Raw genomic sequence first — 23,537 nt, forward strand, 5'->3', positions numbered from 1 at the left:
TTTTGATTAGGTACGGTGTCCAGCATGCCCTGAATAGCGCTGCTTAATCAAATTTAATGCTGATCAGCACCGGATCGTGATCCGATCCCCTGTAGCTGTCGGGCGCATAAAGGGCCTGCACCTGCTCCGGGGTTTTGTTCTCGGTATTGTAGTCCAGAGCTCTGGGCTCATCGGCATTAATATGCCAGACGCTGGCATCGACAACCCTGGCGAACATCTGTGGGTTTGCCAGTGCATGGTCGATATAGCCGGACTGACCGCGATAGACATAGCTATAGGCCTTTTTTCCGGAAAATGTACCGACCAGGTCTTTATAGCCTTCGGAAATAAATGCACGGACAGGATCTTCTTTGGCATAGGCATTTAAATCTCCAATCACCAGTTGGTTTCCGCTGGCCTTAAGAACAGGCTCAGTATCCAGCCATTCAATGAGTCTGTTGGCCTGAGTTTCGCGTTTCGCATTAAAGCAGCCCTGACCGTCGCCCTGGTCTTTATCCTGTCCTTCGGCTTTATGACAACTGCCCTTAGATTTAAAGTGATTGACCACCACGGTAAAGACCTCCCCCGAGCCTTTGTGCTGAAATACCTGAGCCAGTGGCGGGCGATCAAAAATCGTATCAGAATTGATCATCGGTGCGGATATTGCCGAAATGACCTGCGGACGATACAACAGCCCCACTGCGATCACATCATCCCCAAGTGGACCGCCTGCGTCGACAAAAGCATAGCGGTTTTCACCCGCCGCCTGATTTAGTGCCTGAGTCAGCTGGGCGATGGCGCTGAACTTGTCAAAACCGTCATTTTCCAGCTCCATCAGACCAATGATATCGGCGTCCATAGCCGTTACAGAGGCGACCAGTTTGTCTAACTGGCGCTGATACTCCTCTGCTTTGTCGGCACCTCTGGGGGTAGGAAACTCGCCGCCCTGACCGTCGCCATTAAACAGATTCAACACATTCAGGCTGGCGATACGAAGGTCACCGTCCTTTAGCTCCGGAGTTGGCAGGCGTGGGTTGGCTCGGATAAATTCGGGCTGACTCAGTGGTTGCAGGGTAATACCCTCTTCCTCTACCTGCAAAATCCCGGTAACAGCAATAACCTGATCGCCGACGCGCAGGGTATTGTCGGCACGCAAACCCTCGCCGGGATAAATTATCTCCGCAGGATATTCCTGCTCATTGAGATCCAAAAGCTGAATACGGTTTAACTGGTTCCGCTGCTGCAATTCCTGCGCCTCTGCAGAACCTGGCAGATATAAATTGGTGGGCACATACTGCCGCTCGCTGGCAAGGGTCAGTTCACCGAAACGATGCAGGTTGTAGCTGTCGATAACTGTCAGAGGCTGATGAAATATTACCCGTTTACCGTGCAAAGATTTAATCTGCTGTTCACTGGTAAAAGGCAGTGACAGGACCACAGGCTCAGCAGAGGGGCTATTGGACTGTTCTGCACAGCCCGTTGTCAGCACAGATACGGTCAAAGAGAGTATGAGTAAGAAATATTGTGACAGTTTATTCATTTAATCTTCGCTATCAGTTATCGCCGGCATCGCCGATATAGCCAGTTTTTATGTGTAGTGAAACACTTAAGGCCCACAATACATGCACAAAAGCCCTGCAAAAGCAGGGCTTGATTCAGTGGGCGCGGAGTTTAACTGCGCTTTCTGTTTGCAGCAACAAATCCAGCCAATGCCAGACCAAATAGTGCCAGGCTGGCAGGCTCTGAAACTTCAGCGGCCGTTACATTGACGGATGAGTCTCCGGAGAAGGTCACCGGAACATCGCCGAACAGGGAATCGCTGAAGATCCCGTTTGCCAGTGTAAAGTCGAAAGAGCCCATAGTCTGTGCTGTCAGGGTAAAGCTGGCGATTAACACATCTCCGTTAAGAGAGAAAATGTCAAAGAAACCAAAGCCCAGACCCGTTTCCAGACCGTCGTCAAAGGCAGCAATATCGAACACTAAGGCCGATGCCAGATCTGAGCTATCCGCCATCACTGAGTCGCCAGCACTCAGACCAAAGCTGTCGGTATCAAACAACAGGTCAAACTGAAAACTGGCCACATCCACCACGTCAGTGGCACTGAGATTAACAGTAACTTCGTCTCCAACTGTGTAGTCAGTCTGATCCAGACTGAGGTTAATTTGTGCCCCCTGGGCACTGAAGCCCAGGGATAACGCCAGCATGGCTATAAGTTTTTTCATGGTATTTTCCTTAATGAAGTCTGTTATTCAGTTGCACAGTTTGCACGGGTACAAAGCGTAAACAGGATTTGCAAATCTCTGGTATTGATAACGCCGTCACCGTTCAAATCAAACGCCATATCAATGGATTGACGGGTCAGTATGGCCCGCATCAGTCCTTTCATATCGCTGCTATCCACATCACCGTCACCGTCAAAATCACCTTGTAACTCTGCAGCCTGCAGATCCAGGGTCACGATAACAGGGTCATGATCCGAAGCGCGGTAGCTGTCTGGCGCGTAAAAATCCAGTACCTGTTGCTGTGATTTAAACTCGGTGTTGTAGTCCAGAATGCGGGGCTCGTCGGCATTAATATGCCACTCAGTCACATCCACTACCTGAGCAGCCAGGGCATCGCTGGCAATGGCATGATCGAGATAGCCCGCTTCACCTGCAAACACGTAGGAGTATGCCTGGGGTCCTGCGACGGCCTCAATCAGATTGGTGTATCCATTGTCAGTAAACTCCCGGATGGGATCTTCCTTGGCATAGGCATTCAAATCACCAATCACCAGATGGTTTTCTTCACCAGAGAGCTGCTCATCAGTGGCTATCCAGTCCAGCAAAGCCTGGGCCTGAGCCACACGGGTGGCATTGAAACAGGCCTGACCGTCACCCTGGTCCTGATCCAGCCCCTCGGCGCTGCCACAACCGCCCTTGGATTTAAAGTGATTAACGATAACGCTCAGCTCGCCACCCTCAGTGTTGCTGAAACGCTGTGCCAGCGGAGGACGGTTATAGACTTCATCCAGGTGAATGCGCACATCACCCACCGGGGTAACGGTATTGGCTTTATACAGCAAGCCCACAGCAATGGCATCGGTGCCTAAAGGCCCTCCCGCATTGACGTACTGATAAACAGCATCACCGGCTTGTGCATTCAGCGCATCCGTTAACTGAGCAATGGCGCTGTTTTGATCATAACCATCGTTTTCAATTTCCATCAGCCCGACAATATCGGCATCCATGGCCAGGATTGCAGAAACCAGCTTGTCCAGTTGACGCTGGTATTCTTCAACATTGTCTGCGCCTCTTGGTGTCGGGAATCCGCCGCCCAGTCCATTACCATTGAAGAAGTTCAGTACATTCAGGCTGGCCACTTTGAGGTTACCCTCGGCAATTTCAGGAGCCGGTGTTCTGGGGTTACTGGCCACAAAAGTCGGGGCTTCAACCGGGATAATACGGTATTCACCAAAGCCATAATCAAGCACACCGGTCAGTGCGCTGACCTCGTCGCCGGTACGCAGGGTATTGCCGGCAGAGAGTCCACCTGTGGGGTAAATCACAGTAGCCGGGTTCTGGCCGTTGATACCATCGTCAAGCAGAATACGGTTGAGGGCATTTTGCTCTGCCAGCGCCTGAGCTTCCGGTGAACCTGGCAGGTGCAGGTTAGTCGGAATATAAGTACGGCCATTGGACAGTGTCACTTCACCATAACGACCCAGGTTGTAATTGTCGGTCACCGTCAGGCTGTGATCGAAACTGACCAGCATGCCCTCTAAGGTTTCTGTCTGTTGTGCATCGGCAAAAGGCAGTGACAGACTCACTGTAGCGGTATCAGCCTGACCACAATCAAGTGCTGATGCAGTGGCAGTAAGCTGGGTCTTGTCAAAGAACTCGCTAACCTCGCCCTGTACCCGCACTAATGTGCCCGGTTGAGGCAGATTCTGATCAGAATTGGTGTAGACAAACACCCCCTCAGAGGTACTGGCATCATTATCCCAGTCTGCGACTTCTTCCTGAACAAAATAGCCCTGCAGATTTGTAAAGGTGCCGGTTACTACGGCTTCGATAATGTGACTTTCAGAAACCACAGGCGAAACATCACCACTGCCCTGAACCTGACTGATCAGGGTTGCAGGGTCACCACACTGCCCCAGCTCAACCACCGGAGTATCGTCACCACCATCATCGCCGTTGTGACTTCCCAGGTAGGTAAAGGTATCTGACGCAAATTCCTGCCATTGGTCTGCGGCGACAAAGGTATCGGATGAATCTGTATCCCCTGCAGTAATATCAGCCTTGCGCACCAGTGTCACATTGCTGCCGAAGTACTGTCCGCTGCCCACCTGACCAATGCTGTCGACCAGTTCATCGTTATAGCGAAGTTCCAGCGCATCATTGCCGTTAAAATTGGTAACACCGGAAACAATATCAGCTACAGACTGAATCGCATCGCCCGCCTGTGAATTAGCAATAACCAACACTTCGCCTGCAGCCAGTGAGCCGCTGAGATCCAGTGTAGTACCGGCTGTCGTATTGCTATTTGAATACAGCAGTACCTGATAACCACCTAAATCCAGCGTTGAGTCTGTTGTGTTGGCAAGCTCAAGCGCCTTATTAAAACTGCTGCCTTCCACATATTCAGAGAAAATCAGTCCCTCACCGCCTTCGCCCGGCTCAACCGGATCCGGATCTATCGGATCAGGGTCAATAGGATCAACGGGCGTATCACCACCATCTCCGGCAAAAGTAGCCAGCGGAAATGGCACTGCCGCACTGGCATTACTGCTCTCATTGTCTAATGCATTGGGCCCGCTGAATTGCCAGTTGGCCTGTACAAAATTTCCGGCATCGGGGCCTGTTTCAGCAACGCGGTACGCCCAGCCATCCAGGTATTCCCATACCTGCCCGCTGCCATCTACCTCGGTTTCGCCAAAGGTATCCACCACTGCGCCATCACAAAAAAGCTCAATGGCATCATCGCCATTAATGTTGGCTGCACTGCTGGTGTAGTTGGGCGAAAAGCCAAAGAAATCAGTAAAACCGGCAGATTCTGAGGCCACATACAGATATTGGCCGGCACTCACTGCACCCGAAGGGAAGGTGAATTCCTCACCGTCTGTGCCGCCACCGTTATTGGCCGAGCCAAGCCCACATTGACTGATGTCATCAATGTCTTTGGCAACATAAACTTCAACGGCCTTTGGCAAGCCTCCCGGTAAGGGACCATCTACTACGCCACTGATGATCAGGCTGTCTGCCGGAGCAGCCGTTACCTGCATAGACGCCAATATGGCGGCCGACAACAAAGATATTCTGGTTTTCATTTTCTCTATCCTGTATCTGTTGGTTACTAAAATGCGCGTTTCAGTACTGCCAAACCTTCATCTGTACGCTGATTATTCATGTCTGATTGTGCTATCAGGTATCAAAATTAAGAAGGGGTTATAAAGATTCATAACTTCCTGTACATAAAGCTTTATGATCAAGAAGTTAAATTAGATAGGTAAATTTACCTGAAGCAATAAGTAAGAAAGGCGGGGTGGGATAGTTGTTTAAAACTTAATCTGTTGGTTGTTTTTTAAACTAATCAGCGGATATGACAATTAAGTGACAAGTTTCCTGTATAAAATCAGTTTTATGACAAAATTAAAAAGCCGCAGCAACCCAAGTTGGCAAGCTGCTGCGGGAATGGGCCAATACGCCCCACGGGAGACGCTTTACTAAGTAGTAACAGCGCTATTCAAAGGTACCTTTGACGCAGGCCTTACCCTGGGAGACCATCAGTCTTCCGCGGGCGTATACAGATTCGATCTGCAATGAATCTTCTGCGGCAATAATTAAATCTGCATCACAGCCAGGCTCAATACGCCCTTTATGAGATAACCCGAGTATATCTGCCGGGCTTTTAGTCACGCAGGCCAGGGCTTTTTCCAAAGGTGCCTGGTACTTTTGTACCGCGTCACAGAAAGACTCATACAAAGAGCCAACCCGCCCCACTTCCAGACCAATAAGTTGCCCTTTTTGATCAAATACCGGCAGGCTGGCATTGCCGTCTGAGCTGATGGTCAGCTGCGTGGCATCCACCCCTTCTTGCAGGCAATAGGCCAGGGCCTCTGCGGCAGGTATTTCTCCTTCATAGATAAACTGAGCATTGGTACTGCTGGTAAAATCAATACGTCCGCCAATCCTGGCCCATGCAATGCCCGCATCAAGCAGAGACTGATTACGATTGATATGGGTTGGATAAAACTGCGACGCAGGGATATCGGATTGCTCCACCACCTCGTGCAATAACCTCAGCTGACCAGCCCCATCCCCCACATGAATGCTGACAATCCCGGATTTACCCGACAGCATACCGCCAACCCTGGCGTCTGATGCAATCTGCATCAGCTCTCTGGGAGTGGGTTGTGATGAGCGATGATCGGCAATGGCTACTTCACCGATACCAATAAATTTGTCGATCAGCACAATATCGTCGGTCACATTGCCGGTGATAGTGCGCGGCGGCAACTGGTAAGAGCCGGTATAGCAATACACACTCAGCCCTTCTGTTTCCAGCCCTCTGGCCTTGGCCAGCAGATCCGGTAAGGTACGGGTGGTGGCATCGGTGCCCAGGGCACCAATGACTGTGGTAACACCGCCAGTGGTGGCATCGGTCAGGGACATTTGTGGGGTGCGGGTATGAAAACCGCCTTCACCGCCACCTCCTGTGATATGCACCAGGCTGTCAACCAGACCCGGCAATAACACTTTACCGCTACCTTCTACCTCAGTCAGCAGATCCGAACTGATAACGATGGATTTATCCATGGCAACCACTTGGCTACCTGCGATCAGCACATCCAGCGTGCCTTTATCTTCAGGGCACAGTACCCTGATATTCCTTATTAAAGTAAGACTGTTCATTGATAACCTATTGCTACCGCCACTACCATTGCAGCGGCTGACATTAACATAAGACCCAGCACCGGCTTCCAGGCAAACTTCGCCCACACCGACCAGTCAATGCGTGCCACACCAAGACAACCAATTAATGATGCAGAAGTTGGAATGATGGTGTTGGTCAGCCCGTCACCCAGCTGAAAGGCCAGTACCGCAATCTGCCGGGAAACCCCAACCAGATCGGATAGAGGCGCCATCAACGGCATGGTAAGGGCAGCCTGGCCTGAACCCGATGCAATAAAGAAATTAAATACCGACTGAAAGCCAAACATAAACAGGGCTGAACCGGTCTCCGATACCGATGCCATGCTGCTACCGGCATGGTGCAGCAGGGTATTGAGCACCGAGGGGCTGGTGGCATCGTCACCACCTAAAATCAGTACAATTCCCTTCGCCATACCCACTATCAGTGCCGCCGGCAGTAACTCTTTTGCACCTTTCTGGAAAGCTTCCGATGCACCATTCATAGTCATACGACCGCCGGCTATGGCGATGATGGCCACCACTATGCCCATGGCAAAAAACTGACTGGCAATCTCCGGAATATAATACTGATACAGGGTTACACCCCAGATCACCCAGACTATGCCGGCCAGTAAGGTCAGCAGAATTGCAATATCAACAGGACCAAAGTTGTTACTCAGCGCCTGTTGTTGCTGATGACGGAAATGCAAATCCGCATCCAGGCTGGCACTGCTGTCCGGGTTGGCCTTGACCCTTGCGGCATAACGCATGGTAAAAGCCATCCCCACCAGGGTGAAAATTGCCCACAAGGTGACACGATAACCCTTACCAGACATCAGCGGCACATCCGCAATCCCTTGCGCAATAGCAACGCTGAAGGGATTCATCCAGGAAGTGGCAAAACCAATCTGAGTGGCAATGTAGGTAATCAGTACTGCGGTAATCGCATTGTATCCCAGCGCCACCATCAATGGTGTCAGCACGATACAAAAAGCAATCGCCTCCTCACCCATACCAAACACCGCGCCACCAAAAGAAAACAACAAAAACATCATAGGTACGATGAGCTTGTCGGCTTTTTGGGTCCGGCGAATCAGGGCCATAATGCCGTTATTAACTGCACCCGATTGCATGATGATGCCAAAGGCGCCACCGACGATCAGAATAAAGGCCACAACACCAATGGCGGCGCCCCATTTAGAGCCCGACACCATGCCCTCAAAGGCATAATTAAAAAAGCCCTGACCACCACCGCTGGCAAAGATCCTGGCACCTTCGTCCTGCTCACCTGCGTAAGTAAAGCTGTCTGGCTCAATCAGCGTACGTGTTTGTTCCTGACCATCCACTATCCGTGTCACTTCACTGGTTTCAAAGTAACCAGCCGGAATAATATGGGTCAGAACTGTGGCGATCAGCACCACGAAAAACAGGATCACAAAAGCATCGGGCATCTTACTGGCCAGCGATTGCTGTTGCGGCTGTGAAGTTGATTTTTCAGCTTGCATAACACCACCTGACTGAGGATTCAGCCAATCTATGTATTAACAAAAAGCGGACGGGGCTGATGCCCCGCCGCCGACTTGAGCTATACCAATCGGATTAAAAGAAGTAACTCAAGGATACACGGTAAGTGGTGCCGAGGGCATCGTGATTAATAGAGTCAAAGCCCCGGGCAGAGCCGTAAGCGCGTGGTGGTTCACGATCGAACAGGTTGTCGACAGACAGGCTGACACTGGCGTTTTCAAACTCATAACCGGCGCTTAACCGCACAGTAGTCCAGGCACTGACATCCCGCTCGCCGTTTTCATCCAGTTCACCCAGACTATCGAGCTCGTCAATTTCACGGCCACGCAGACGCTGAATATCATCGGCATAAGCGTCAGTGTAATAGGCCGTTACCCCGGCAAACCAGTCGTCGGTATCCCAGAACAGACCCAGACTGGCGATATTCTCAGGATAACGCCAGGTACCGATCAGCTCTTCAATTTCATCGGAACCGGGCTTATTGCGCTCAAAGCTGATGTAATGGGTGGCATCGAATTGCAGGGACAGATCGCCACCGCTGAATTCAAACCTGTGATCGAAGGCCAGATCCAGACCACTGACGGTCTGATTGCCGGTATTTTCCAGCAACAGCACATGATCACGGTTCAGCGGCAGCTCTTCGAAGCGCGGCTGATCGAAGTCTATCCAGGCATCCAGTATTTCACTTAAGTTGGCTCCATCCTGTTCGATGGTCAGACCCGCCGTATCCGTCACCAGACACAGGTCCGGGTCGTAAGCAATGCCCATCTCACCTTCAGGTACCAGACCACAATGGCGCAATGAGGCATCGCTGATGGCTCTGTCCAGCACGCCTGTCATGTCTGTATCCACCAGTTTTTCATGGTCGAAGCGCCAGTAATCCAGGGTTATTGTGGTATTGCGGGCCGGACTCCAGGCAAAACCCACACTCACAGAGTCAGATTCCTCTGCCTGCAGGTCCGGATTACCCAGCTCCAGCACGTTGTTGCCACGCAAGTCACCGAAGCCTTCACAGTAGAGATCCGCCACTGCCTGATTGGCTGAACAATCAAAAGACGCTCGGGTGGTACGTAACTTCACGCCAGCCTGAGTCAGTGATGGCGCTCTGAAAGAGGTGGCCCAGGAGGCACGCATCACCAGGTCATCAGTTGGTCGATAAATCATCGATACTTTGGGATTAAAGGTGTCACCAAAGTCATCATAATCGTCATAACGGCCAGCCAGTTGCATTTCCAGTTGCTCTGTCAGTGGAATATGGAATTCAGCAAAGGCGCCCCACTGGGTACGATCCGCTTCAGATAAACTGGAGCCAAAGCCGAATACATCCACCAGATAGTCATTTTCAAAGCGGGCGCGGGCATTTAAGGAAGGCACATCGGTGATTTCCTCCTTGCGGAATTCAAGACCGAAAGCAGAACGAATCACATCGTTATTAAATTCCATCAGATCGCCGGAAAAGCGCAGATCCCAGCCATATACGGTACTTTCACCATCACGGGTCGGCATTTCCTGAGCCAAATCTAAAATGGCATCGTTCTGAGCATCATTCTGGGCAAAAGGATTGTACATACCCAGCAACTCGCCACCGGCACAGCTTAAGGTGTCAGTATCGGCATCGTAATTGGCAATACTGCCGTTTGAGCAAAGTTCACCGGCAATGGCCGCATGGTATTTATATCGGTTGTAGATACCGGCTGTTGCAACCTGCTCAGATTCAGATTTGGACAGGGTAACCCCTGATTCCCACTCCCAGTCACCAACCATACCCTGCAAGGCGGAAACCAGGCGGAAGGAATCGGTTTCAATCTCTACCGTACGGGGATCTTCAAAGCGGGCATCAAATCTGAATCCCCAGATACGTTGTCCTGCAGGGGTATCGAAACGCTGGAAATAGATATCTTCCAACAGGCGATCACGAATATCATCGGGGTAAATATCAATAGCTGTCTCAGAGGTAAACGGCCCTTCTGAATCATCTATCTGATTAATGGGTGCAGGTGTCGAGTAAGAGGTGGACTTGGTATTAGTGTAGAAAAAGTCGGTTTTCCAGTTCAGATCACCAAAATCCTTGTTGTAACTAAAACCTGTGGAGAGGCTTTCCAGCGGTGTTTCCAGCCAGTCATCGCCATTACCATAATAGGCACAGATATCTTCGCCAAACTCAGTTCTGACCAGCTCGGTCTGACAATTTGGGTTAGCAATCTCCAGATAGTTGCCGTCTTCATCCTGAACATTCGAAGAGTTATAGTAAATATTTGGAGTTTTTGACAAATAAGAATAACTGCTTTGCAGCACCGGGTCCCGGGTATAGCTGCGATCTGTGGCTTTAAAGTCCTTGCGATCATAGTAATCGGCAAACACCATTAAATCACCGCCTCCGACTTCATCACCCCAGATAAAGTTGATATTGGCCTTGCCCTCATCGGAGCTGGCAGTGCTGTTACCGTAAGAAACGTTAAGCTCCGCTCCCTGATAGTCTTTTTTCAGGATGTAGTTTATAACACCGGCCACCGCATCAGCGCCATAGGTAGCCGAGGCCCCTGTGGCCAGCACTTCGATGCGCTCAATGGCGGCCAGAGGAATGCTGTTAATATCGACGAAATTCTGGGTGCCCGACGCAAAAGAACTGGCAGCAATACGACGACCGTTAATCAGCGTCAGGGTCGAGGATGGGCCAAGACCACGCAAAGAAGCGGCAGCCTGCCCTGCCGGTGTGGATGTGGATGTTGCGCCACTTTCAGAGGTCGAGAAAGAACCCTCACCACCGCGGGTTTGGGAGATAGTGCGCATCAGTTCAAATACGCTGCTGGCACCGGATTTTTTAATATCTTCGGCGCTGATAATGGTCAGCGGTTGAGCGCCTTCCATGTCGACACCGCGAATATGTGAACCGGTGATCTCAATTTTTTCTACACCCTGTTCGCTGTCCGTTTCCTGTGCGTTGGCAACTCCTGTCATGCCCAATCCCAGGCCTATACAAATGGCCGTATGCAATCTGTTGATTTTCATGATAATTACCCTGTTATTGCTATGCCGGACGGATCAACGCCACGAAAAACAGACGTGCCCTGTCGGCATTTTTTTAATAATTGATTGAGTTTCTTGGGTGGTGGTTTCAGGCAGCAGATTGCCGCTCCGATTCACCTAGAGAGAAAGGAGGTTGGCTATTCGTCGAACCACTCAGACAAATAGAAGCTGTTGTAATGATAACTGGTCAGGTTGACCGCTTTTTTCAACATAATCACTTCGTTTTGGTTAACAGCATCATGCCAATATTTATGTGATTACCGCGCTTTTATGCGCTGCCACAATCTGATTGACACCCTATTAGAATTACCTTTAGCGTAAAAGCATGTCAACAAAAATTTAACCTTCTCTCACAGGAATTTCTGCTATGCAAATGTCTGCAATGCCCGCGGTTATCGCGCTTATGCTCTCTTGCGCCGCCTGGGCAAACATCGGTGAAAACGCGGATAAATTCGGCGAAAACAGGGCGATATTCGAAGATAATTACAATCTTATGTTGGTGGGGGGCGGCCTTTCCACCTGTTCAAGTTACAGCCAGAAAAACTGTCTGGACAGCAGCTTTTCACAACAGCATAAACAACAGTCTTTGTATCAGATCACTGAGAATGCTGTTCAATCATTGCTCAGTTCAGCTCCTTTTTTACATCAGCCAGAGGACTACCGGGCAGACTTTTCCCGGGTGATTAAGAATATTTATGCAAAGCTGCAGAATAAAAGCCTGACCAGTAGCGATCTGCGTGATGCCTTTTCCAGGGTGAATTACAGCAACCTGAATGGCTCACTGTTCTATCAGGAAATTCCGGACAAGCTGTACTATGCCATGCTGGATTTCTTCGAAATTCGCCAGCTTGATGATACGGGTAACAGAAAAGCCGAGGTGACAGACCTGGCTCAGAACAAGAACCCGCACTCCAGAGCTGTCTACCAACGTTTTGTGGAGATGGCCCGGGCCCGACTGGATAACCAGGACCGCAAACCCAGGATTGCCGTCATAACTGCCTCAAGTCGCGATCCTTTTGAAGTGGCCGATTTTTACCAGTCAGTGTTTAAGGAGGCCGGTGCCGAGGTGATCTGGCTGCCGCTGGATAAAAGCTATCAACAGGCCAGAAACCTGGAAGAAAAAGGCTTTGCCGGTTGTGAAAAGCTGACTGATATCCGTGCTGCCAATGGCAGTTTTAACCGCGAGGCGATCTATCCCAATCGTACCGCACTACAAATGACAGTTTGCCAGGATCCGCAACAGATTTACCAACAGATACGTCAGGTACAGGGAGTCTTCTTTAACGGTGGCGACCAGAGTCTGACCCTGGCCGCTTTATTAAATGAAGACGGTACTGACAGCAAAGAATTACAACTGATCAAACAGCAAATGGCTGCGGGCAAACTGGTTATTGGTGGTACCAGCGCCGGAACGGCAGTGCAATCAGGCGGGGTATTCGCCAACCGCCCGGTGCCAATGATCTCAAATGGTACATCAGTTGCCGCTTTTGCCAGGGGGCCTTTTGCTACCCCACCTCCAAGCACAAGATGCGCTGCCGACAGCCAGTGTGGAAATGGCTTGCAGGGCTCTGATCTTACCTATAGGGCCGGGGGTGGCAGTGGCCTGTTTAACATAGGCATACTGGATACCCATTTTTCCGAGCGCGACAGAGAAGCACGCCTGGCCCTTTTAACAGCCTATACCGGCACCCGCTTTGGCTTTGGCGTTGACGAGGCTACCGCGCTGATGGTCAATACCACCGAAGAAGAAGTGCAAATGGAAGTGATCGGCCAGGGCGGTGTGTATATTACGGACAGTCAAAGCGGCATCTATAAACTGCAGGGCAACAAGCGACAACTGGTAGCAAGCAGCCATTACCTTAATCATGGTGACAAACTCAGTTTTGATGCACAAAACAACCAGCTAAGTTTTGAACTGGCCTGCAGCCCGGTCACTGACAAGGTAAAAGTGACTCCGGTTCTGGAGGAAGGTCTCTGGCGCCGTATGCTCAGCCATAACTGCGGCACGCGGGAACCACTAAACTGGAGCCAGGATAATATCGCCTATGTGGTGATGCCCACTGAAGACACCCGCTTTACTCTGTCTGAGAACCAGGGTCAGCAGCGCTGCAGTTATATCAATCTGGCGTTTGGGATTGAAAATTAATCACAGGTGGCCGCCAAGGGGGGAACGTCTTTATCCCTGGCCACCTGATTTTTTCCCTGCTGCTTGGCCTGATACATAGCAGCATCGGCACGATGAATAGCCGCTTCCAGATCCTGCAGATTTTCTACCTGGCTGACACCAAGACTCAGGGTGACTTTCAGGGCCGGGTTTTCAGCAGGCAGCGCTTCAACAGCTGCACACATTCTCTCGGCCACTTTTTCCGCAGTAGAAAAGTCAGTATTAGGCAACAACGCCAGAAACTCTTCACCACCAAAACGGATTAAAATGTCTTCTTCCCGCAATAATCCCTTGAGCGTGTCTGCCACTGATCGAATCGCGCCGTCACCTTTTATATGGCCCTGCGTATCATTAAGCTTTTTAAAGTCATCTATATCGGCAAGAATGACGCAGGTACTGAGTCCGTAGCGCTGGGCAGAAGAAAACACTCCCGAGGTAATACGATTAAAAAACCGCCTGTTTCTGAGCCCGGTGAGTTTATCGGTGTAGGCGTCATTCTTAAGCTTTTCTACCAGGTCGTAGATATAGCTGATAGCGACACCGCAAAATAACAAACACTCCAGAACCATCGCCAGCAAGGTGGCGATATTGATAAGCTCCTTGCTGTCTGGTGCAGTAAGCGCAATATACGAAGGCAGCAACAATGTCAGTACCAGCCAGATCACTGCCAGCGCGATTTTTACCAGACGATCACCGTAATTACTTCGTTGTGGGTGCTGATGCAGAAAAAAGATGGTCAGCCACAAAGGTAGAGACAGATTAAAAAACGCAATAACATCTCTTACCAAAGCCGACAGAGAAAAATACAGAGTCAGCCACTGCAAGATCGAGAACAGCAGAATATGAGCCACAATAAGCCAATAACCCCGTCTGCTCAGGTGGAGGGCAAAACGGGACCTGACACCGATATAAAACAAATATAAGGCACCGAGCAAAAATAAACTGGTAAGGAATACCGATAACTCAAACCATTGCTGAAATCTCAGTGTGAAGGCCAGAAAGGCCAGAAAAGTCGTGACAAAGGAATATTGAAAACAATAGAGGGCGACCTGCTGATTGGCTTTTGCCTGCCGGGGCAGGATAAAGATCATAAAATAAAACGCTGTGGTGATAATAAACAACACCGCAGTGTTAAACCCAAAACTTAGCAATGGCGTGCCTGATTACAATAATTAACAAATTATTAGGAGTGTAAGGCAAAATATGCTGATATCCCACAGGGTTTTTTCAGGAGACGTATCAGACCCATGCTGTTTTATCTGACACTTATTGTTGTGAGTTTACCTGTGGCCATTGCTATCAGCTATGCTGTGGCCATCCTGTGGCTGTATATCCGGGTAAAACACTTTTATGGCCGCAATTACCTTCGCTTTTATAAACTCAGCCCCGCACAGCTCTGGCTTTTCTATACTGAGGTCATCCGGGCGGTAGTACTAATGAGTCTATGGCTGGTTTTTAAAAGCAATAAAAACGGTCTGCACAAGCCATCAGCGCCTGACAAACCGGCGATACTCTGCGTACACGGGTTTCATATGAACGGCAGTTGCTTCTGGGGATTGCGTCGGAGGCTGGAACAAGCCGGGTTTGCGACCTACAGTGTCAGCCTGGGCCGCCCCTATGTGGATCCCAGCAAATATGTGGACAGCCTGCATCAGGCATTGGCGCAGACCTTTATGAATAATCAGCAACAGCCGGTACATCTTCTCGCTCACTCAATGGGCGGGCTGGTTTGTCGCATGTTATTGCAGCACTACCCTGAAGATAAGCACCGTATTAAGTCCATCATTACCCTCGGCACGCCCCATCATGGCACCCAGGCGATAGGCGATTTCACCCTGCCCTGGCTCAAAGAGATGTTTCATCCACACAGCCCGCTGCTGCATCAACTGCCTGAATTCAGCCAACTGGCCCCTGAACTGCCGGTTATGACCATCGCTTCGGTTAACGATTTAGTGGTTTACCCCGCCCATCGTGCTCTGCTGAAAAACAGTACCAGAGTCAGGTTTGTCACCATCAGCCATATGGGATTATTACTGAATAGCAGAGTAAAGCGGCGGATCAGCCGCTGGTTGACCCAATCCACATAGATAATTGCTCACGGGTATTAACTATTCAGTGAAGGTTGCTTGTCCTCTGCCGGTGCATCGCCGGGCTGGTTTTGTGGAAGTTCCTTCACAAAATCATCAAAGGCTTTCTGCTGATTTTCATCCAGATTGCTCTTGCTCAGAATATCCAGAGTACGCTCAGCCAGTTCCAGTTGGTCAGCATCCAGGCCTTCATCCCGATGAATGGCCACCAATACCTTCAGAATACTCAAAGATACCCGCACATTCTTGGGTGTCAGTTGCAGCGCCTGTTCAAGGGATTTCAGTGCCGGCACTTTTTTATTCTTTTTGAATAACTCCACCGCCATGCTGTTAAGCTGTTTGGGGGTAAAATGCACCTCTTCACGTTCAGAGGTTTCCTGCTCGATATACTTACCCACCACCTGGCTGGTAAGGCCTTCACCGCCAATCTGCTTTTTCACTTTGTCCAGCAGGCTGATAGCCTCTTCGCGTCGTCCCAGCTCATGAAAGACCTTCACCTTGTCGAGGTTATCCTCCACCGAGGGCGTTGCTTTGAGGGTTACATGGGCATCGACGATACGCTCGGCACGGTCCCGTTCTTCTCTGGCATTGTGCACCCTGGCTTTAACCACCACCAGTTGCTCTTTAAACTCTTCATTGCCGGCATAATTGTTCTCAAGATCAGCGATATAACGCTCTGACTGCTTAAGAATTTTGAGGGACGCCTCACCAGTCAGGGTACAGGCCAGATCAATCCCGGAGCGGATCACATTGAACAGCAGGGCCGGGGAATCATGAATGGAATTCTTGGCATATTTAGCCATGGCCTGGGTGGCCTTATACTGGCCCTGGTGATCATGGGTCAGACGGGCCAGATCCCAGAGCTTTTTATTACGTTCTATATTGCGGGGCGCCAGCTCGGCGGCCTTTTTAATTTCTTCGTAAGCCTGTTCATAGTCTTCCCGTTCGATATAATACTGCGCCAGCAAGTCATAGGTAGCAAAACGGGTCTCAACTTTGTCGGTCAGTTGCGCCAGCAGTTCTTTGATCTCCTGCATTTTATCCTGCCTGAGCAACACCTTGATAAAGCCCAGATACACCCAGGGCGCAGTATACTTTTCCATTAGCCCGCGGTAGTAAGCTTCTGCATCTTCCAGCTCACACAGGGCCAGCAGGCTTTCCCCTTTCATTCTCAGCAGTTGCATCTGATACTTTGCCAGCGCCGGGTTAAGCAGATGGCGATCGGCGTAATAAATGGCTTTCCCAAAATCCTTGTTATCCACTGCCTGATAGATGTTATACAGGGTCTTTTTGACCTCCAGCACATGAGGAAGACGCTTTTTGACCTGAGCAGGGGAAAGAGGCTTGACCCAGAAGTCATCGGGCTGCAGCTCGGCAATACTGTTGACCAGACTCTCATCGGTATCGGCGCTTAAAAATATCAGGATGGTGCGCTTGGTGACATGGCCCTTGAACTTAAGCTCCTCCAGCAGATGAAAACCATCTTTGTCGCTTTTTACATTAAAGGCGCAGATCACCACATGAAACCGTTGCTGCTCACATAACCGCAGACCAAAAAAGGCGTTTTCGGCACTTTTTACCGTGCGGATCCCCAAATCATAAAAGGTTGACTTGAGAATGTCGTGGACCAGTGTCTGATCATCAATAATCAGCACATTCAGCGCATCTAAGTTACTTAAATCGTCTTTTTCCATTATTAACCACAGTGATTATTCGCCAAAATCTGTCACTACATGCATCGGTCTGCACTGTAGAAGCCTAACCAGAATAGTATTGTCTGCCCGCAGTAAATGCCAGATCTGTACTGCAGTTAAATAATGACGTTGTCACCCGGAGCCTCAAACTTGACACAAGTCAGATCTATAACCTAGTTCTTAGCGTACAATATGGGTTGTAATCCAGAGTGGAGATAGTAATTTGCGTTACCCATGGATAGACGAAGCAAACAAGGTCTTTAGTGGAGTGTTAGTCGCTCAGGTTGCAATAGCTTTTGCTATTGCTGCTTACACTGACACTTGGTTATGGGCGATGATGATAGGCATTCCCACTGCAGCTCTACCCCTCATTTTAATTTACACTCAGCCTCAGGCTCAGATGACACGCTATGCCGTCGCTATAGCTGTCCAACTGCTTACAGCCCTGCACATTCAGCAAAGCTTTGGCCTGACAGAAATACATTTCGAAATCTTCACATTACTGGCATTTTTAGTTTATTACCGTGACTGGAAAACTATTCTTATCAGCACCACCACTGTCGCAATTCATCACATAAGTTTTTTCTTTTTACAGAGTAACAGCGCTGGTGTGTACATCTTCGAGGAGGGTCATCTGACTATAGGAATATTGCTCATTCACGCCTTCTTCGCCATTGCGGAAGGAGCTGTATTGTCGGTGATCGCCAAACGCAGTTTTAAGGAGGCTCATACCTCTCTTATTCTGAGCAACACTATTACCCACATTCAAAATCGTGAAGGAATAATAGATCTCCAACGACCCATAGACCCAGGTTTAACGGAATTCTCAACGCTTATTGGCGGCATCCGCAAGGTTCTTGATGAATCGTTTGCAGTATCAGAGCAATTAATTGGTGCAACAGGTGCCATCTATCAGCAACAACAGCGTCTCAATGAGCTTAGCAAATCGACCAGTCAGCAAGTCGATACTATAGCCAGCTCAATGCAGCAAATGACGAATTCCAATCAACAGATAGCATCATCATCCTCAGAATCGGCAGAGGAAACGACTGCGGCAGCAACAGCAGCCACCCAGGCTGGTGAAAATATCAACAATGCCAGTCACAAGGTCCGTTCTGTGCATCAGGCATTGAGCAAAATGTCAGAGAGAATCGGGTCTCTCAACCAGCAATGTGAGAAAATCAGCAGAGTAACCGTCACCATTAAAACCATCGCGGAACAGACAAATCTCCTGGCACTAAATGCGGCCATCGAGTCTGCCCGGGCTGGTGAACATGGCAGGGGTTTTTCCGTTGTCGCCGATGAAGTACGCCAACTTTCAATGAAAACACAAAACAGTACTGAGGAAATTGAGACTGTCAGTAAAACACTGATAGATCAGACGAAAGATTCGGTTGAACAAATGCAGCAAGTCCTGGAACTCATTAATGAGACTGTATCCCAGTCTGCAAAAGCAGATAAAGCCTTTAATGACGTCAGTCATCGTATAACTGAAATCGAGCGCAACATACTCTCAGTATCGTCGGCAAGTGAACAACAGGCAAACACGTCAGATAATGTATCACTAGCCACACAAGCTTTACTGAACAACATCAGCGATAGCTCAGCGCTGAATCAGGAAATTTTTAACGATTTCCAGCAGCTTCGAAAAAGCTCCGAGAGCCTTGAAAAGGCCCTCTCCAGGCTGAAAATATGAAACCTCAGTCCTGGGCGTTTTTGCTTATCTGGGCGGGTATTTTACTGGGCACATTAGTATTAATGTCACGCTGGCAACTGGTCGACTACGATCCTAATGGCATGTTGCTGGATAAGGAACACAGCACCGGGCTGGCTAAAAAACTGGCTAAGCTCAGTGATAATAACCGTTCTACCGCTATTCACATCACAGATAGCGACTGTTTTTGCAATCTGATAAGCCAGAGCCATCGGCAGCAGGTCAGTCAGTTATTAAAAGATTATGGTTACAGCAACAAATCAATTAATCTTTCTGATTTTGACGAACTCAGACAATGGATCACCGCGGTTCCAAGTATCATCTTATTTGATGCCGATAGTAACCTGACGTTTATCGGACCATACTCGACTGGTCTCAGATGCAGCGCGGGAAAAGGTTTAATTGAAAGCTGGCTGACATCCTCCATCGATACTCAGGGTTTAGGTCCAACCGTCATCTCTGAAGCAAAAGGATGTTATTGCCCGGCCTGACTTACTCTGGACTCTGATAAGGTCACTGAGAACATTTCATGGTATTCCAACATCCTCTTGATTTGTTCCGACCCGATAAATCAACAGGTTGACTGGGTATTTTTTAAGCGACACGGATGCCATTGCTTTTCCCTTCATGTATAATCCGCCGACTTTTCAGGGGCCACTGACTTGCCTGCCCCAGCAGCCACAGAACAGCGAGATGACATGAGTGTAGAGACCTTTAATCCCAAACAAACCACCACCCTGGAAACGCCCAAAAAAGTGATGGCAGATAATGCCGCCAGAGAGGGCCAGACCATGGATATTGGGGCGGGTAATCGCATCGGTTTTATCTCGCTGGGCTGCCCGAAAAACCTGGTGGATTCGGAGCGCATTCTCACTCAGCTGCGCACCGAAGGTTATGATGTGGTGAATACCTACAACGATGCCGATCTGGTGATCGTGAATACCTGTGGCTTTATTGATTCGGCGGTGCAGGAGTCACTGGATACCATAGGTGAAGCCCTGAACGAAAACGGCAAGGTCATTGTGACCGGCTGTCTGGGCGTAAAAGAAGATGAAATTCGTGAAGTACACCCCAATGTACTGGCCATTACCGGCCCTCATGCCTATGAGACCGTGGTGGAACAGGTACATGATTACCTGCCCAGGCCTGAACATAATTCCTTTGAACACCTGGTGCCCGATCATGGGGTTAAACTCACGCCCCGGCACTTCGCTTACCTTAAGATTTCCGAGGGCTGCAACCATCGCTGTACTTTTTGCATTATTCCCTCAATGCGCGGTGATTTAGTCAGCCGCCCCATAGGCGAGGTGCTGGATGAAGCCCAGCGCCTTAAAGTCGCCGGGGTCAAAGAGCTGCTGGTGATCTCACAGGACACCAGTGCCTATGGTGTAGATGTGAAAAACCGTACCGGTTTCTGGAACGGTATGCCGGTTAAAACCGGTATGACAGAGCTGTGTGAAAAACTCGGCGAGATGGGGATCTGGGTCAGACTGCATTATGTATACCCCTACCCTTCAGTGGACAAGGTGATTCCACTGATGGCTGCAGGTAAAGTGCTGCCCTACCTGGATATTCCGCTGCAACATGCCAGCCCCAGAATATTGAAACTGATGAAACGCCCGGCCGCTGCCGAGCGCACCCTTGAGCGTATCCTCAAATGGCGTGAGATCTGCCCTGAACTGGTGATCCGCTCCACCTTTATTGTTGGCTTCCCCGGCGAAACCGAAGAAGACTTTCAGATGCTGCTGGATTTCCTCGATGCCGCTCAGCTTGACCGTGTGGGCTGCTTTAAATACTCCGATGTGGACGGCGCTAAAGCCAATGAACTGCCCGATGCCGTGCCGGAGTCGGTTAAAGAAGAACGCTTTGAACGCTTTATGCTAAAACAACAGGCCATCAGCGCGGCCAAACTGCAAAAACGCATCGGCCAACAGATGGATGTATTGATTGATGAAGTGGACGAAGAAGGCGCCATCGGGCGCAGCTACGCCGATGCCCCGGAAATTGACGGCATGGTGTACTTAAACGGTGACACTGAACTCAAACCCGGCGATCTGGTCACCGTCACCATAGAGCATGCCGATGAATATGATCTATGGGGCAGCCGGGTTGTCTGAGCCTTATGCACCGCGCTTAGCGGCAAATGCAGTCAGTGTATTAAAGGTACGCTGATTGTTGTCGCTGGCAAAAGCGATAAAAGGACAATAACCTTGCCATGCCTGAGTATCTGAGATTTCTGTACTGGCAATTTTATCTCTTAATTGTTGATAAACTTGCTGCAAATGCTGATGAAACAACCCAAATTCTCTTGGTACGTCGGTGAAATACCAGCGATAACAATAATACTCCAGGTACTCGTACATCAAATCATGACTTTCCTTGTGGGCGCTGTAATGTTCCCCTCGCTGGGCAAAAGGCACTTCATTGATAAACCTGGCCCGTCTGACCAGACGCATGGCGTGCACTTCCCTGATGCAGTAAATATAGGAGAGCATATAAGTTACCAACGCTGACAGATCGGCACCCAGATAATTTTGTACCAGCTTCTCATCATAAACGCCCATCTGTATGCCCTGACATAGTTTTTCCGCTTCATTTAGTCCTTTACGCAATGAATCCCGATCAATATTCAGCTTCTCAGAAAGCCGCTTCCACTCAGCCAGTTCGACGCCTTTAAATTTTACATCCGGTGCCCCAAACATCGCTAATATAGAGCCAAGTACTGCAATATGTTGTTGACCTTTATCACGCTCGAGGAGTCTGAGCTGAATCTGATTAAATTGGTTGATTGCCTGAATGGGATTACTGACATCACTTAATCGCCAGTCACCGGAAGATTTTTTGCCTAAACGCTTTTCCCCCTGACCTTTCCATAGCAGACCTATGGCTTGCAGGGTATTGCTCTCCCGATTGAGCTGAATATTCTGATACAGTGTTCTGAGGGTCGCAAAAAGCGCAAAAGTTGCAGAAATACTGACTGCCAATGCCGGTAAATAGGCCGTTCCCTTATCAAGGTACATTTTTATCAGCCACAGACTAAGTAAAACTAATGGTACTACCAGCCAGTACTTATTTAACGTCTGTCGCCCTTCTAAAGGAACACCATACCAGTGGAAGGTTCTGGCCAGGCCATCTTCATCATTACTGATATCAGGGGGTGGTTAAGATTAAAACTATGAAAGCTGTAGGCTTTTTTTAAGGATGGAGGGTTGCGCTCGTCCATGAGTACGGGTCAGATTTCCAGTACATCCCCGCCCTGGGGCATATAAAAGTGTTTCATTTTTTCACCTTTTATCATTTAGCTACTACCTAACAATACGCCAGAAACCCCTGAAGATAAAGCTCCGGGTATTTATTTAAATTTGGTGGTGTCAAGTATCACCGGCCCGGGACCTTCCGCCGCCAGCTTATCATCAGGGTTATAAACCGGACATTTACCCATCGACAGGCAGCCACAACCTATGCAGCCGGTCAGTAAATCACGCAAGCGCTGCAAATAATCAATCCTGTCACTTAATTGCCGATACCAGCCAGAGGATAACGCCTGCCAGTCCTTTTTATCCGGGGCTCTGTGTTTGGGCAACGCCGAAAAGGCCTGCTGAATTTCCGCCAGGGTGATGCCCATTTTCTGCGCCGCCTTGATCACCGCCACCCTTCTCAGTACATCTGCACTGTAACGGCGCTGATTGCCACTGTTGCGACTGGAGTATATTAACCCTTTGCTTTCATAAAAATGCAGCGCCGATACCCTGACACCACAGCGCTTTGCCACCTGCCCGACACTGAGATCCTGAGCTTGCATATTTTCTCCTTAAAAAGTCTTTACCTTAACTTAACTTGAGGTTTTAGCATAACCCAGGACTTAACAAAAGGAGAAAGCTATGCAAACCGAAAGAACCCACTCTGCACCTGCTGGCCGGCTCAGCCGTTACTGGAAAAACTACTGCCACCTGTTCAATCAGACCATGTATTTCAAATAAGGAGAATCAGCATGTTACAGCTAGAACATTTGAATCTGGTGGTCAGAGATATCGAAAACAGCCTTACTTTTTACCGCGCCGCGTTTCCACACTGGCGTATTCGCGGTGAAGGCAAAGCCGACTGGTATGGAACCCCCAGAAATTGGGTACACTTTGGTGATGACTACCAGTATCTGACCCTGAATGACAATGGCACAGGTGAAAACCGCGATCTGAAAAGCAACAGTATAGGCCTGGCTCATTTTGCTTATATTACCGAGGATCTGGACGCCATAGTTCGGCGACTGGCCGAAGCGGGATTTAGTCCGGCCAAAGCTGGCAGTGAGGATCCTTACCGCAAAAATATCTACTTTATTGACAATGATGGCTTTGAAGTTGAATTTGTTGAATATCTGAGTGATATCCCCGGCGAACGGAACTTATATCGTTAAAGCAGGACATTTAATCCTGTAAATGATTGAATTGCCGAAA

The 23,537-nt window shown here is 49.4% G+C and carries 16 protein-coding genes; 6 read left to right on the forward strand and 10 right to left on the reverse strand.

Annotated features, from left to right (window positions below; translation table 11 throughout):
* Nucleotides 1–43 precede the first annotated feature (43 nt).
* The 6 genes from AT746_RS11130 to AT746_RS11155 form a co-directional block, all read right to left on the reverse strand.
* Nucleotides 44–1,519, reverse strand: a complete 1,476-nt coding sequence (locus AT746_RS11130; protein WP_062480309.1) for an ExeM/NucH family extracellular endonuclease — start codon at nt 1,517–1,519, stop codon at nt 44–46.
* A 131-nt stretch (nt 1,520–1,650) separates the two neighbouring features.
* Nucleotides 1,651–2,202, reverse strand: a complete 552-nt coding sequence (locus AT746_RS11135; RefSeq protein WP_062480311.1) for a cohesin domain-containing protein — start codon at nt 2,200–2,202, stop codon at nt 1,651–1,653.
* A 23-nt stretch (nt 2,203–2,225) separates the two neighbouring features.
* The gene (locus AT746_RS11140; protein WP_082633241.1) at nt 2,226–5,291 is read right to left on the reverse strand and encodes an ExeM/NucH family extracellular endonuclease; all 3,066 of its coding nucleotides are present in this window, start codon (nt 5,289–5,291) and stop codon (nt 2,226–2,228) included.
* Nucleotides 5,292–5,703: 412 nt separating this feature from the next.
* On the reverse strand, nt 5,704–6,876 hold the full coding sequence (gene iadA, locus AT746_RS11145; RefSeq protein WP_062480315.1) for a beta-aspartyl-peptidase: 1,173 nt from the start codon (nt 6,874–6,876) through the stop codon (nt 5,704–5,706).
* Nucleotides 6,873–8,381, reverse strand: a complete 1,509-nt coding sequence (gene yfcC, locus AT746_RS11150) for a putative basic amino acid antiporter YfcC (RefSeq protein ID WP_082633242.1) — start codon at nt 8,379–8,381, stop codon at nt 6,873–6,875. Before yfcC ends, iadA begins: the two co-directional genes overlap by 4 nt.
* A 94-nt stretch (nt 8,382–8,475) precedes the next feature.
* Nucleotides 8,476–11,409, reverse strand: a complete 2,934-nt coding sequence (locus AT746_RS11155; RefSeq protein WP_420480291.1) for a TonB-dependent receptor — start codon at nt 11,407–11,409, stop codon at nt 8,476–8,478.
* Nucleotides 11,410–11,794: 385 nt separating this feature from the next.
* Between AT746_RS11155 and AT746_RS11160 the strand changes: the two genes are divergently transcribed.
* Nucleotides 11,795–13,573, forward strand: coding sequence for a cyanophycinase (locus AT746_RS11160; RefSeq protein WP_062480317.1), 1,779 nt, complete (start codon nt 11,795–11,797; stop codon nt 13,571–13,573).
* Here the strand turns inward: AT746_RS11160 and AT746_RS11165 are convergent.
* Entirely contained in the window at nt 13,570–14,742 is a 1,173-nt protein-coding gene (locus AT746_RS11165; protein ID WP_062480319.1) for a GGDEF domain-containing protein, read from the reverse strand. The two genes, AT746_RS11160 and AT746_RS11165, sit on opposite strands and share 4 nt — an antisense overlap.
* Nucleotides 14,743–14,838: 96 nt before the next feature.
* Between AT746_RS11165 and AT746_RS11170 the strand changes: the two genes are divergently transcribed.
* Nucleotides 14,839–15,678, forward strand: a complete 840-nt coding sequence (locus AT746_RS11170; protein WP_062480321.1) for an esterase/lipase family protein — start codon at nt 14,839–14,841, stop codon at nt 15,676–15,678.
* A 17-nt stretch (nt 15,679–15,695) separates the two neighbouring features.
* Here AT746_RS11170 and AT746_RS11175 read toward each other — a convergent pair whose 3' ends face one another.
* The gene (locus tag AT746_RS11175; protein ID WP_062480323.1) at nt 15,696–17,372 is read right to left on the reverse strand and encodes a response regulator; all 1,677 of its coding nucleotides are present in this window, start codon (nt 17,370–17,372) and stop codon (nt 15,696–15,698) included.
* A 223-nt stretch (nt 17,373–17,595) separates the two neighbouring features.
* Between AT746_RS11175 and AT746_RS11180 the strand changes: the two genes are divergently transcribed.
* The 3 genes from AT746_RS11180 (at nt 17,596) to rimO (ending at nt 21,203) form a co-directional block, all read left to right on the forward strand.
* Complete coding sequence (locus AT746_RS11180; protein WP_062480325.1) at nt 17,596–19,068, forward strand: methyl-accepting chemotaxis protein; 1,473 nt, start codon at nt 17,596–17,598, stop codon at nt 19,066–19,068.
* Entirely contained in the window at nt 19,065–19,577 is a 513-nt protein-coding gene (locus tag AT746_RS11185; protein ID WP_062480327.1) for a DUF6436 domain-containing protein, read from the forward strand. The genes AT746_RS11180 and AT746_RS11185 overlap by 4 nt, the downstream gene beginning before the upstream one ends.
* Nucleotides 19,578–19,784: 207 nt before the next feature.
* Nucleotides 19,785–21,203 carry a 30S ribosomal protein S12 methylthiotransferase RimO gene (gene rimO, locus AT746_RS11190; RefSeq protein WP_062480329.1) on the forward strand — a complete coding sequence of 473 codons (1,419 nt, stop codon included), beginning with the start codon at nt 19,785–19,787 and terminating at the stop codon, nt 21,201–21,203.
* A gap of 3 nt (nt 21,204–21,206) precedes the next feature.
* Here rimO and AT746_RS11195 read toward each other — a convergent pair whose 3' ends face one another.
* Nucleotides 21,207–22,106 carry a DUF4760 domain-containing protein gene (locus AT746_RS11195; RefSeq protein WP_062480331.1) on the reverse strand — a complete coding sequence of 300 codons (900 nt, stop codon included), beginning with the start codon at nt 22,104–22,106 and terminating at the stop codon, nt 21,207–21,209.
* 332 nt (nt 22,107–22,438) lie between these two features.
* Entirely contained in the window at nt 22,439–22,888 is a 450-nt protein-coding gene (gene soxR / locus AT746_RS11200) for a redox-sensitive transcriptional activator SoxR (RefSeq protein ID WP_062480333.1), read from the reverse strand.
* A gap of 189 nt (nt 22,889–23,077) precedes the next feature.
* On the opposite strand from soxR, the gene AT746_RS11205 reads away from it, so the two are divergent.
* The gene (locus tag AT746_RS11205) at nt 23,078–23,497 is read left to right on the forward strand and encodes a VOC family protein (RefSeq protein ID WP_062480335.1); all 420 of its coding nucleotides are present in this window, start codon (nt 23,078–23,080) and stop codon (nt 23,495–23,497) included.
* Nucleotides 23,498–23,537: the final 40 nt, after the last annotated feature.

Origin of the sequence: Lacimicrobium alkaliphilum (assembly GCF_001466725.1) — a bacterium.
Lineage (GTDB): Bacteria > Pseudomonadota > Gammaproteobacteria > Enterobacterales > Alteromonadaceae > Lacimicrobium > Lacimicrobium alkaliphilum_B.